Origin of the sequence: Marinobacter pelagius (genome assembly GCF_900114925.1) — a bacterium.
Lineage (GTDB): Bacteria > Pseudomonadota > Gammaproteobacteria > Pseudomonadales > Oleiphilaceae > Marinobacter > Marinobacter pelagius.
The window spans coordinates 286,057-298,493 of sequence record NZ_FOUR01000003.1; the positions used below are offsets into that span (position 1 = coordinate 286,057).

The 12,437-nt window shown below is 57.0% G+C and carries 10 protein-coding genes; 8 read left to right on the top strand and 2 right to left on the bottom strand.

What is annotated here, in order from left to right; genetic code table 11:
- Positions 1–101: 101 nt before the first annotated feature.
- On the bottom strand, positions 102–2,498 hold the full coding sequence (locus BM254_RS08310) for a M48 family metallopeptidase (protein ID WP_139227045.1): 2,397 nt from the start codon (positions 2,496–2,498) through the stop codon (positions 102–104).
- A gap of 312 nt (positions 2,499–2,810) precedes the next feature.
- On the opposite strand from BM254_RS08310, the gene BM254_RS08315 reads away from it, so the two are divergent.
- Entirely contained in the window at positions 2,811–5,003 is a 2,193-nt protein-coding gene (locus BM254_RS08315; protein ID WP_092001552.1) for a LemA family protein, read from the top strand.
- Positions 5,004–5,030: 27 nt separating this feature from the next.
- On the opposite strand, the gene feaR is transcribed toward BM254_RS08315, so the two are convergent.
- Positions 5,031–5,942 carry a transcriptional regulator FeaR gene (feaR, locus tag BM254_RS08320; RefSeq protein ID WP_092001555.1) on the bottom strand — a complete coding sequence of 304 codons (912 nt, stop codon included), beginning with the start codon at positions 5,940–5,942 and terminating at the stop codon, positions 5,031–5,033.
- Positions 5,943–6,185: 243 nt separating this feature from the next.
- Between feaR and BM254_RS08325 the strand changes: the two genes are divergently transcribed.
- From BM254_RS08325 to BM254_RS08355, 7 genes are read left to right on the top strand one after another with little or no spacing between them, the layout of a single operon-like run.
- Positions 6,186–7,526: an alginate export family protein gene (locus tag BM254_RS08325; protein ID WP_092001558.1), complete on the top strand. Its 1,341-nt coding sequence runs from the start codon at positions 6,186–6,188 to the stop codon at positions 7,524–7,526.
- A 15-nt stretch (positions 7,527–7,541) separates the two neighbouring features.
- Positions 7,542–8,951, top strand: a complete 1,410-nt coding sequence (locus BM254_RS08330; RefSeq protein WP_092001562.1) for an aldehyde dehydrogenase family protein — start codon at positions 7,542–7,544, stop codon at positions 8,949–8,951.
- Between the two features lie 34 nt (positions 8,952–8,985).
- Complete coding sequence (locus BM254_RS08335; RefSeq protein ID WP_092001565.1) at positions 8,986–10,125, top strand: amine dehydrogenase large subunit; 1,140 nt, start codon at positions 8,986–8,988, stop codon at positions 10,123–10,125.
- 11 nt (positions 10,126–10,136) lie between these two features.
- Positions 10,137–10,676, top strand: coding sequence for a MauE/DoxX family redox-associated membrane protein (locus tag BM254_RS08340; protein ID WP_092001568.1), 540 nt, complete (start codon positions 10,137–10,139; stop codon positions 10,674–10,676).
- Position 10,677: 1 nt separating this feature from the next.
- Positions 10,678–11,289: a methylamine dehydrogenase accessory protein MauD gene (gene mauD / locus BM254_RS08345; protein WP_092001571.1), complete on the top strand. Its 612-nt coding sequence runs from the start codon at positions 10,678–10,680 to the stop codon at positions 11,287–11,289.
- Between the two features lie 17 nt (positions 11,290–11,306).
- Positions 11,307–11,828, top strand: a complete 522-nt coding sequence (locus tag BM254_RS08350; protein WP_092001574.1) for a methylamine dehydrogenase light chain — start codon at positions 11,307–11,309, stop codon at positions 11,826–11,828.
- 11 nt (positions 11,829–11,839) lie between these two features.
- Positions 11,840–12,370 (top strand): cytochrome C, encoded by a 531-nt coding sequence (locus BM254_RS08355; RefSeq protein WP_175497223.1) that lies wholly within the window; start codon positions 11,840–11,842, stop codon positions 12,368–12,370.
- Positions 12,371–12,437 lie beyond the last annotated feature (67 nt).

Here is a 12,437-nt window from a genome sequence, read left to right on the forward strand (position 1 = left end):
ACTAGTTCATCAGGACACTGGAAACACCCTTTCAGCTAGACTGTTCCAGACCCAAAAATAAAGGAATATGCAAATTGGATTTAAAGACCATCTTTGCGGGGTCAGGCAACAGCATCCATGGCCCCACCGCCGAATCGAAGCAGTTTCAGGGGGCGAACACGCATCCGTGTCTCCTGCTCGGTGCAGAGCCTCGCCATCATGGCCATGGACCGATAGTAGGTGTCGTTAGCCAACTCCTCGCACTGTCGCGCAACCCGGAGGATTTCAGGGGGATCAAGCTCCCTGGCCGTCAGATCCCTGCCGTTCCTGCTGCCCGGCAGGCCAGATGCTATGGCCTGTTCCCTCAGGGTGCCCTGTTCACCGGGCAGGGACAGAGCAACCCGGGCCGCCGCGTTATAGAACTGGATGATGGATTCCCGGCAGCGATTGGCGGCATGCTCAATCACCGGCTCGGCTCGCTTCAGCCGGCCCCTGTCATTTTCTCCCAACACACCTTCCAGCGTGGCGGCGTAGCTGCTCATGTGGCGCATCGGCAGAACCAGCATCGGAAAGGAGGACAGACTCTCCAGCACCGTTGAGGCAAGTTTTGCGTCGTCCGCCGGCATCTCGTCGATGGCCAGATGCATCCGCCGGGCAAACAGACGGTCGATATCCCGCAGCCGCTTGCCCAGATCCCGCCATTCGTTCGAGGCCTCCTCTACCGCGCGGTCTGCGTCCCGGAGCTCCCGGGTGGTCAGGCCGAAATCCCTGGGCTGGATGGAAACCTTTTCAGCGAGCAGGACCCTGCCATGGGTCCGATCGCTATGAAGCCGGGCAGCCCGGACATAGGAGTCCTGAAGTGCGGACAATTCCGGCAGCCGGCTTCGCAGGGTATCGATGACCTGCTGTAACGTCTGCTGCCCCTCCCGGCCACCCTCCAGGTTGAGGAAACGCCGGGTCAGGTGGCCATTGAAGTACAGATCCAGCGCTTCGCCGTCCTGGTCACTGACCTTCCTGACCTGCAGAATCTTCTCGTTATCAACGAGATACTGCTCCACGTCCGCAATTCCAGAGTCCGCATAGGTTTGCCACGTGATGCTCTCACAAAGATGATCAAAGTCCGGCAGCAGTCGGGCCGCCGGCTCGTCGGTTCGCACCGCCCCGGGGAATTCCAGCTCCAGGGCGTGGCGGATTCGATCAACATCCGCGGGGTGAGCATCCCACAGGGAAGTCTGCTGCTCGCCCATGGCATCCTGAACCGCCTGGCGCTGCTCCACTGTCAGGTGATCGACACTTTCGGCGATCGCACGCGGCAAATCCCGTATCAGCTTTCCATTTTCCCGGGCCCGGGTGTTGGCCGCTTGCACGCACTGCTCGGCAAACGCCAGCATGTGAAGCTTTTCGGCGGTTATTTCAAACGCCTTGCTGCCCATCAGCCAGCACTCATAACGGTCGGCTTCGTACTCCATTTTCCGTGATAACTGATGACTGACCCGGAGGTTGAAAAGGAGCATGCCCCTGAACAGAGTGCGGGTCAGTGTCATCAAAGCCTGGGCCGGACGCAGAACCGCTTGACCAACAAGCACGGGAGCGCTGCCATGCCAACGCTCCAGGCGGACATCCCACGAATCCCCGACCTTTGCCCGACTGACAAGCCAGCGATTGACACTGTTGACCAGGTAATTGGCAGACATGGCTGTCGGGTGGGCAAAGTGGCCCAGCTCATGGCCGACCACCCCTATCATCTGCCGCGAATCCAGAGCGGCAAACAGGGGCAGGCCGACGGTCAGGGTCAGCTCCCCCCGGCGCAGGCTGCGCAGACCCTCACTCGGCCCCAGAGAGGCAGCAACTCGATTATCAACACGAATGTCCTGCACGGGTGGCAGGTCCATACGCTGGCACAGACCATCAACCAGGTTGAAGAATCGCCGGTGCTTCTGCCGATCCAGCTGCATCGTTGGAGGCGACGGATACCGGATAAACAGGGGGCGCGCCAGGAACAGCAGAAACACGCCGCACATAAGGGAGAAAGATCCGGTGAGAAGCGCCCCGGCAATCGAGCCGGTCTCGGCCAGCTGCGCGGGGATCAAAGTGAGGGACCAGATCAGACCACCCGTGACAGCCACTATCAGCCCGAGGTAGAAAAGCGGTGCCATCAGGCTCAGGGCCATCACAGCAATCAGTCCGACACGATAGGCAAGGCTCACCGGCATGCGGGGAATCGCATCAGGCAATGCGGGCTCGATTTCAGCCTGCTCGTCACCGGATTCCGGCGTCGACTTCAGCTCCGGTACAGACACATCCAGCCCCGATGCCCTGAGTGCAGCCTCCAGCTTCTTCGCCCGGTCCTCGGTCAATCCCCGCTTGATCACGACCCGCCTGGATAACATCAGGCCGATTTGCGAAGGCTTCAGGCGAAACCGGGTAGCCAGCGCCTCTGACACCTTCTCGGTTGAAAACCCCTCCAGGATGCGACCTGCAGACTCCACGCGGAAATCACTGGATGACGATCCTTGCACGACACTTCTCCTCACATTCGTGGCCGGATAAACGGGCGAGCGGATAAACAATTCATCACCCTGACGTGAGTTTGCCGCAGATTGGTTCTGTGCGCCGTGAACCAGGGCACCTATCGCGGAAGGTCTAAAGCCGTTTTTTTGACCAGCATCACGAAAAACTTTTCCCACAGTTTCTGTGGATAACTTTGTTGGCAACGTCAGGACAGGTGCCTGTAAGCCCTTCAGTGTGTGACCTGACGGAATGTGAAGGTAATTTGATCAGGGTATACTGCCGCCTCTCTCGCACCACCGAAGAAAAGGACTGTCAACGCCATGCGGCGCTTCAATATCGCCAGTGTTCCCGGCCGGATTGTCATGGCCCTGCTCGCAATCGCCGCCCTTGCCGGCACTTACCACCTGATGCAGACCGGCCTCGGGAAACTCGCCGAGGCCCGCCAGATGCAGCGGTTGCCGGAAACGCCCATCGGTGCCCTGGCCCAAGGGCCTTATATCATTGCCGGTGAGGTGGGAGTGGCAACGGGCACAGTTACTACGCCCTATTCCAACACCGAGGCTGTGTATTACCGCTACAAACTGGAAGAAGAATACCGGGATTCCGATGGGGATCGACGCGTTCGCACCCTGGACTCCGGTGCCCGCGGGGGCAGCTTTCGTGTCCAGGACGAAAGCGGGGACGTATTGGTGGATCCCGGCCACAACCTGTCATCGGTCGAGTGGACTATTGGCCGTTCCTATCGCACCCGATCCGGGGACAGAATCTACTCGGAGTGGGCCCTGGAGCCCGGTGAAACCGCCCGGATAATCGGTCATTACGATTCCGAAGCCCAGGCCATCATGTTCTCCGACCTTGAGGCATTCAGCCTGCCAGCGCTGATTTCCGATCGCCCTCTGGAGGCAGACAGCGGTGATCGCCTGTTCGGCGCAGCCATCCGGATATCCGTCGCCACCGGCCTGCTCGCCCTTGGACTGGCGCTGGGGCTGACGGCCCTGAAGGTGCACCGGTTCTGGGTGTATGTGCTGGCGATGACCCTGGCTGTGACCGGAACGCTCTCGGCCCTCGGCGTCGCCAAGCTCAAGCAGGAATGGTCCGCCATCGCCACACTTTATGAGGCAAGGTACGAGCAGCTCAACGGTCACAAGAACAACCCCCTGCTGCTCGCTGACGTGGCGGCCCTGCAACAGCTTATCCGCCAGAGCACCAGCGGCTGGCTCGACCGGTGGATGTTCCGCAGCCTTGTGGAAAAGCGCCTGCCGCTCCCGGACCTGGATGACCAGACCACTGCCCGCGTCCAAGAGATTGTGGAAAACCAGCCACAAGGCCGGTACCAGCATTCCATCAAGAGCTGGATCTTTGCCGCCGGAAGTGCGGTGCTCTCGGTGCTGCTGATCTTCCTTGCCATCCGCACGGTCAAGCTCAAGCGCCTGATCGAAGCGGTCCCCACCAGCAGTACCCGGGGTTTGAGCTTCGGGCTGTCCGAACTCAAGGGCATGGTCGACGTGGATGACGCGCATCCGCCCATTCGCGACCCGCTGAAGAACGAAAAGTGCGTGGCCTATGCCTACAAGGTGGAAGAACGCGAGGGTGGCGGAAAAGATGACAAGTGGCGGACAGTCGAGGAACGCTCCGACCGGGTGCCTTTCTGGCTGGAAGACCCTCACGGCAAGGTGCTGGTCCATCCGGAAGGGGCAACCATCGAATACCCTAAATTCCATCAGGAAACCCGGGGTGACCGGCGCTACACTGTCAGACTGCTGGATACCTTCGTGAACGTCTATTGCCTCGGCTTCGCCGGGCTGGACAAGGAACAGTCAGACCGGCTGAGCATCCGGCAGGACGACAGCTCTCCGTTCCTGATCAGCGCGAAGGAAGAACAGGATATCGTGCTGGATCGGGGCGCCCGGGGCTTTGTCGGTATCGCCCTGAGTCTTGGCCTGTCCCTGTTTTCCGCCACCACGGTGTTCGCGGCCGACGGCACTTTCAGCCCGGACAACCTGATGATGGCGGCACTCGCGGTGCCCCTGTTGCTGTGCATATACATCGGCATCCTGCACTACAACGACATCGTCTTCCTGAAGAACCGGGTAAACCGGGCGCGGGCCAATATCGACACCATCCTGCAACAGCGGCATGATCTCTGGCCAAATCTGGAAAAGGTGGTGAAGGCCTCCATGGCCCATGAGAAGCAGCTGCTCAAAGCCATCGCACAGCTAAGGGCAGCCAATCCGGCAACCATGGAAACGGGGAAAAATGTCGAGAAACTGATCGGCTTCGAGCAGAAAGTAACCCGGGCCATGCAGGCCCGGATCGAGAACTACCCGGAACTCAAGAACAACGAGGTGATCGGGAAATTCATGGCCATCATGGCCGAGACCGAGAACTATCTGTCGCTGCTGCGAAACAGCTACACCGAAAGCGCGATGATCTACAACACACGGATCCAGTCGTTCCCGGACCTGATCCTGGCGAAGCTGTTCCGGTTCCGGGCTGCACCGCGACTGACCTAATGGCGTAGACGCTTGCTTAAGGAAGCATCAACTGCAGTGTTTCTTAAATTGTGAGGGAGTATGTCCAAACCGCTGTTTGAAGGCCGTAGAAAAGTAACTTGAACTGCAGAAACCGAATCGATAGGCCGCCTCCGTCAAATTCAGCTTTCCCCGATGGGCTCGGATGTATTCCGCACACATTTCCAGACGCTGTGCTTTCACGAATTCCGAAAGAGTAGTTGAACGGGCCGAAAAAACCCGGTAAAGACTGCGAACGGACACTCCAATAGAATTCGCGACCATGTCTGCATTCAGTCCCGGCTGTCCGATGTTTGCTTTGATAAATTCAGAGGCATCCCGGAACACCCGGTCCCTTGGGTCAGAACCACTGATGCTCTTAAGCACTGATGGTTTAATCAGGGTCGCAAGAGAATCGAGTATCGCTGCGCCTTCATCAAATTCCAGATTCTGATGAAGAGACGCTTCCTTGACCAGCCGACTTGCAAAGCTGGCGATGTGGGAATCGGCGGGGATTTTCACACCAAGCTCGATTTTACTCAGGCTCAGTACCCGCTCGATTATATCGCGCGGAAGAATGAGCGAAATCTGCTGAGCTTCCCGAGGATAGGAAAAACGGAAGGGTAGAGCTGAATCCATCAGCACGATGTCCCCCGTCTCCATGGAGGATCGGTTACCCGCCTGTTCGACGAAAGACTCCCCTCCCGTTTGAAAGACACAGAAAAAATCGGGAACTCCACTTTTCCGTATCTCTTTTGGCGTCCGATAGAGATCTGCCCCCTGAATCTCCACTTTCGACATATTCAGGCCGGAGCCACCAACCTTTTCAATGATACCAGAGAATTCACCGCCCATAGGATCTGCAGCGAAAGGGCCGCATATGGCGTTGATATTATTGATCCAGCTTTCAAATTGAGCGCCGGAATTGGAACACGGAAGCATTGTTGTGACCTCTTATATTTGTATCACAATGTGGCTCAAAATGAGCAAACACTGAACAAATGTCAAGGAAACGCAGTTCATCGCTGGCGCAATCAGTGAACGTTCTGGCACGGGAGAGAAAGTACTCAGTGCCGAAGTTTACGAACATAGCCTTTGGAGCTTTTACCAATTCGGCAAGATCTTCATGGCAAACCGGTATGAAGGTAATACCGGCTTTCAGACCAACAAGAACAAGGTGTCAGAATGTTTAAGAACCAGCGACTGAACAACCCCGCTTTGTGGGTTTTAACGTCCCAGTTGATCATCCCGTCCGCACTGGCGGCTTCCCTGTCCAGTGGCCCGGACTACGAGGTGAACGGCGACCTCGAAATAGCGGCAGGCATCTTCAGCAGCGACAAGAACTACCTATATGACACAGACCGGGGCGGCGCCTTCTGGCAGGAAGGTTATATCAAGTTCGGGGTATCGGGTCATTATACTCTGAACCAAAAGGCAACCACCTATGGCGCTGTGAATGTCCTCTCCTCGGGCACCTGGGGCGACGGCGATGCCGGCGGTTTCACTTCAGGTAACGAACGTCGGACCGACCTTGAAGACGCCTACATCGGCTTCCGTTCCGGCAACCTTCTTCCTGCTCTCGGCACCAACGGACTGGACGTGTCCTTCGGGCGACAGAATTTCGTTATTGGTGACGGCTTTCTGATTAATGGCGATGCTCTTAACCTTGGCGACAACCTCAACGGCGGCGGCCTGGACTTTGACCGCGGTGGCGCGTACTGGCTGGCCGCGCGAAAGGCCTTCGACAGAACCGCCATTGCCCGCATCGGTGGCGACTCGGGAATTCGTTCGGATCTGTTCTGGCTTCACTCGGATAACAACGCCCAGGCAGACACAGAACTGGCCGGGATCAATCTTGAGTATGTTGCCCCCTATGGCACCTTCGGCCTTATGCATATCAAGGGGCTGGATGTGGACGATAACTATGCCCAGGCGCTAGGTCTCAGCAACAGGGATGGCCAGAAAACCACAAGCCTTCGCTACCAGGGTAACGCCGGCACAGAAGAGCTTTTTCTTTCTGGCGAAATTGTGACCCAGGATCAGGGCGATGCCAGCCGGCCGGATGCCGAGGCATGGTACCTGGAAGCCGGATGGAGCTTTTCGGAAGTGACATGGGCTCCGGAAGTCAGCGCCCGCTTCTCTCAGTTTGACGAGGGCTTCGACCCGCTTTTCTTTGGATTTAACCGCGGTTACGGCACCTGGTTCCAGGGCGAAGTCGCAGCCAACTATGCCGGCCCCTTCAACACTGACACCGATGTACTCCACTTGGGCGTGAAAGCTTATCCGACATCTAAACTGGCCGTAGGTGCGTTGTTCTTTGATTTCAGCGATACCAATCAGGGCACCGGCACGCTGGACAGTCAGGAAATTGACCTTTATGCAGAGTGGGCAGTGCGCGAAAACCTGTTCATCAGCCCGGTGATTGGTTTCTACAAACCTGAAAACAGTGCAGCTAATGGCGGAAGCCAGTATCAGGACGATGACCTGAACACCTATGCCCAGATTATTGCCGTCATCGGTTTCTGATTGGAGAGCAGACGCATGCAAAAATATCAAAACGTTGTGAATGGTGAACTCGCAGAACCGGTTGAAAGTCACAAGATTTTCAACCCCGCCAACGGCGACTTGCTGGGGCTGGCTCCGATCAGCACCGAAAATGAAGTGGAACAGGCAGTCAGCGCAGCCAGAGACGCTCAGCTTGCCTGGGCACGGCGCAGCGACAAGGAACGCGCAGAGATAACCGCCCGTATAGCAAAGGTCCTGGAAGAAAACTCGGAATACCTTGCGAACCTGATCACCCGGGAACAGGGCAAACCCCTGTCCGGGCCAGGCTCAAGATTCGAGATGCAGGCCTGCGTCGGATGGACACAGGGACCCGCCAGCCTGGAGTTGACTCCGGAGGTCGTCTACGAAGACGACGAACGAAAGGACACGCTGCACCGCGTTCCTCTGGGTGTCGTGGCCGCGATAGCGCCCTGGAACTGGCCGCTGATGATTGCCATCTGGCAGATCATACCTGCGATTCGAATGGGCAATACCGTGGTTCTCAAGCCCTCGGAGTACACCCCCATAGCAACACTTGAGATGGTCAGGCTGATCAATCAGGTGCTGCCACCCGGCGTTCTCAACACCATAACCGGAGACGGGCGCATTGGCAGCAAACTGACCAGCCACCCTGACATCGACAAAATCATGTTTACCGGCAGCGAGGCCACGGGCCGGCGGATTATTGAAGCCTCGACTCACAACCTGGCGCCGATCACTCTGGAACTGGGCGGTAATGATGCTGCCATTGTCTTGCCCGGGACAAACGCCGGTGCCATCGCCGAGGGCCTGTTCTGGGGTGCTTTCCTCAACATGGGCCAGACCTGTGCCTGCATCAAGCGGCTCTATGTTCACGAGGATGACTACGAAGCGGTCATGTCCTCACTCGGCAACATTGCCAGCCAGATGACCATCGGCGACGGAACCGACGAAAACGTTCTGATTGGCCCCCTGCAAAACAAAATGCAGTACGAGAAAGTCCGCGAACTGGTTGCCGATGCCCGGGCAAACCAGTGCGACGTGAGAGAGTTCGGCGATACACCGGACAAAGGATACTTTTTACCAGTGACTCTGGTCGGCGACATCAACGACGGCCAGCGACTCGTTGACGAAGAACAGTTTGGCCCCGCTCTGCCGATCGTGCGCTATCGCGATCTCAATGCGGCCGTCGCTTCTGCCAACCGGCTCCCGGCGGCATTGGGAGCTTCAGTCTGGGCTGATGACCCGGCCACCGCAGCGGAAACGGCCAGTCGCCTGGAAGCCGGGACTATCTGGATCAACCAGCACGGCGCCATCCACCCCATGGTTCCTTTTGGCGGCAACAAGGCCTCTGGTTATGGCTGTGAGTTCGGACTCGAAGGGCTCAAGGCCGTTACCCAGGCCCGGGTGATCAGCCTGAAAAAATAGAATCGACACAAAACAACAAACGAGGACCCAAACTATGCATTCATCCAAGAAACTGGCCTGTGGCCTGATGCTGGCCTCCGGGCTGATCAGCGCCTCAGCTTTCGCAGTGTTACCTGAGGAATCGGTAGGCAACACCGTGCTATCGGCCCCAGGTGACCATCGCAGCTATATGGTTGATTTCGAGTTCAACAACATGGTTTCAACCCGGGTGGTGGTAGTCGACCCCGACTCGAAAACATACCTCGGAATGATCCCAACCGGGCACGCGGCTCCTGCGGCTTTGTCGAAGGATCGTAAAACCGTGTACACGGCGGATATCTTTTTCAGTCGCTACACCCGGGGCGACCGGACCGATGTCCTGACAGCCTGGGACAGCACCACTCTGTCCCCGAAATGGGAAGTCAAAATCCCGACCAAGCGTGCCTTTACTCTCACGGAGCGCTTCGCCCTCAACACAAGCGCGGATGACAAGTTCGTCTACATCTACAATTTCACACCATCCACCTCGGTGACCGTTGTCGACACGGAAAAACAGGAAGTTGTGAATGAACTCGCCATCCAGGGATGTATTCTCAACTATCCCGTGGGAGATCGAAGGTTTGCGTCACTGTGCGGTGACGGCTCGCTTCAGGTTATTACTCTGAACGATGCCGGCAAGGAAGTTAATCGGACATCCACGAAGTTTTTCGACCCCGACTTGGAACGACTGGTTGAGCGGGCAACAAACGTGGGCTCAACCTATTACTTTGTCACCACAGACGGTGACGTGCTCTCGGCAGATCTCTCCGGGAAGAAACCCGAAATACTGCCGCGCTGGTCCCTGACCACAGAAGAACAGAGAGCCAAGGGCTGGGCCCCCGGCGGCTGGCAGCTTATTGCTACAGCGCCGGCCCTGAACCGCATGTATGTCCTGATGCACTCGGATCACAAACCCCACAAGTGGGAAGACCCCAGTACCATTATCTGGGAGTTTGACCTTAAAACTGGCGAAAAAATGAGAACCCTGGAGTCCCCCAACCTGATCTGGAGCCTCAGCGCAACCTCCGACGACGATCCTCTCCTGCTTGGCACCAGCATTGAAGGTGGACTGGAGATTTTTGATCTGGGCTCGGGCCAACACACAGGAACCATGGCGGGGGTCACCAAAACACCGACACTGGTTATTAACCACTGAGGGGTAACCCGATGATCGATCCCATTATCAGCACGGCAGCAGCACTGGCCCTGAGCGTGATATTCGCCAGCGCTGCCAGTCACAAGCTCAGAAAACCGCAATGGTTCCGGCGCCAGGTGGAAGAGTATCGACTGGCTCCCTCCTTCCTGACGCCTGTAATCGCGCTCGCGCTGCCAGTGACAGAGCTGCTGACCGCGGTTGGCCTGCTCTGGACGACCAGCAGACCATACGCAGCCTCGGTCGCCCTGGCATTGATCGCCGCGTATGCCTTGGCCATCGGCATTAACCTGATGCGCGGCCGCCATGATATGGACTGTGGATGTTCCGGCCCGGCCATGCGCCAACCGCTCCACCCCATGCTGTTGCTTCGCAATTTCTTTCTCGCGGTTCTTGCGCTTGGCGCGCTCTTCCCGATGGTCGAGAGGACCGTATCCCTGCACGACAACTTCGTCATGATTGCCGCCGGCACCGTCGCGGTTCTGCTCTATGCCGCAGCAGATCTTTGGCTGGCCAACAGACCCCTTTTGCTCAAATTGTCAGGAGACAAATAAGATGCAAGCACTGATTGTTTCAAACGTATTACTCTGGCTTCTTCTAATCGCCACTGCGGTGGTTATTCTGGGACTTATCCGTCAGATCGGAGTCCTGCATTCACGCATTGCACCAGCAGGCGCACTGATGATGGACAAGGGTGTGGAGGTGGGCCAACCGGCTCCTCAGGTGACAGCCGCAGATCGCTCTGGAAAGCCGGTGAATATCGGTTATGCCGGCGAGCGCTCGACGCTGCTGTTCTTCCTTTCACCCACCTGCCCTATCTGTAAGTCGCTGATTCCCGCCATCAAAGCGATTGACCGTTCAAGCGATAATCTTGATGTTATTTATGTCAGCGACGGAGACCCTGCCGCTCAGGAGAAGCTGATTGCAGATGCAGGACTGGAAAACAGCCGCTACATCGTCAGCCCGGAGGTTGGCATGACTTTCCAGATCGGCAAGCTGCCTTATGCCGCACTGATCGATGCCAGTGGCACCTTGAAAGCCAAGGGTCTGGTCAACTCCCGGGAACACCTCGACAGCCTCTTTGAAACCGAACTGATGGGGTCATCAACACTTCAGCAGTATCTGAAGACCCAATCCGAATCTCCGCGCATTCATACGCCGTCCTGATCAGGGAGAATAATAAAATGAAATTTCTAGATCGCTTTTTTGAACGTTCATCACGCCATGTTGCCAACACCACCGGCAGACGCCACTTCATCGCAAAATTTGGCTCACTCCTGGCAATCGGTACGGCGGCCCCGGTGTTACTGCCCATCGACAGAACCAGTAAGGCTCTGGCAGCCGAGTCTCCCAAGGCCGGCGACCCCGGAGACCCGACAAGCTGCGATTACTGGCGTTATTGCTCTGTCGATGGCTTCCTCTGCAGCTGCTGCGGCGGATCGGTAACCAGCTGCCCTCCGGGTACTGAAACCTCTCAGGTCACCTGGGTGGGCACCTGCCGCAATCCGGCCGATGGTATTGATTACATCATTTCCTACAATGACTGCTGTGGTAAACACAGCTGCGGCCAATGCGCCTGTACGAGAAATGACAGTGAAGAACCGATGTACCGTCCGTTCAACAACAATGACATCAACTGGTGCCTGGGTGCAGAAAGCAATGTGTATAACTGCACCGTCGCAGTCATTCGGGGTATCGCAACCTGAGAGGCAGTGTGATGAAACCATCCATCCTGGCCATGTCGTTAACCCTGCTCCTTGCCTCTCCGTTTGGAGAGGCAAGGGTGATTCCTGACACTACTCAGAGGCCAGCTCCCGGTAACGAGGCCGAGCAGACACCTTTGAGCCAGGCCGGTTACTCTTCTTCGGTTAACTACCGACTGCAATGCCTGGGTTGTCATCTGACCAACGGGGAAGGATCTCCGCGCAACGGAATCCCCCAGATGACAGGCTTTGTCGGCAACTTTCTGAAGGTGGAAGGGGGCCGGGCTTTTCTGGTTCAGGTTCCAGGCTCTTCGCAGTCAGCGCTGAGCAACCAGCAACTGGCGGATTTACTGAACTGGATGCTCCGTGAAGAAGGAATTGCTGGTGGAAGCTCTCCTGAGAACTTCAGGCCCTACACTGGAGAGGAAGTCGAAGCGTACAGGAACATTAAAATCAAGGACTTGCCGGGACTTAGGAGAAACCTGATTAATCGAATGGAAACCATGGGCATCCACATCCCAAAGGCAGCCATGCCCTCCCCTTGATGTTTCCAAATCGGGCCCCGCTTCCATCAGGGGCCCAACTAATTCAGACTGTGACAGCCTGCAAACA

Excerpts from the sequence above, each read along its gene's own strand:
- BM254_RS08315 (WP_092001552.1), top strand. The coding sequence starts at position 2,811 with ATGCGGCGCTTCAATATCGCCAGTGTTCCCGGCCGGATTGTCATGGCC.
- feaR (WP_092001555.1), bottom strand. The coding sequence starts at position 5,942 with ATGCTTCCGTGTTCCAATTCCGGCGCTCAATTTGAAAGCTGGATCAAT.
- BM254_RS08325 (WP_092001558.1), top strand. The coding sequence starts at position 6,186 with ATGTTTAAGAACCAGCGACTGAACAACCCCGCTTTGTGGGTTTTAACG.
- BM254_RS08330 (WP_092001562.1), top strand. The coding sequence starts at position 7,542 with ATGCAAAAATATCAAAACGTTGTGAATGGTGAACTCGCAGAACCGGTT.
- BM254_RS08335 (WP_092001565.1), top strand. The coding sequence starts at position 8,986 with ATGCATTCATCCAAGAAACTGGCCTGTGGCCTGATGCTGGCCTCCGGG.
- BM254_RS08340 (WP_092001568.1), top strand. The coding sequence starts at position 10,137 with ATGATCGATCCCATTATCAGCACGGCAGCAGCACTGGCCCTGAGCGTG.
- mauD (WP_092001571.1), top strand. The coding sequence starts at position 10,678 with ATGCAAGCACTGATTGTTTCAAACGTATTACTCTGGCTTCTTCTAATC.
- BM254_RS08350 (WP_092001574.1), top strand. The coding sequence starts at position 11,307 with ATGAAATTTCTAGATCGCTTTTTTGAACGTTCATCACGCCATGTTGCC.
- BM254_RS08355 (WP_175497223.1), top strand. The coding sequence starts at position 11,840 with ATGAAACCATCCATCCTGGCCATGTCGTTAACCCTGCTCCTTGCCTCT.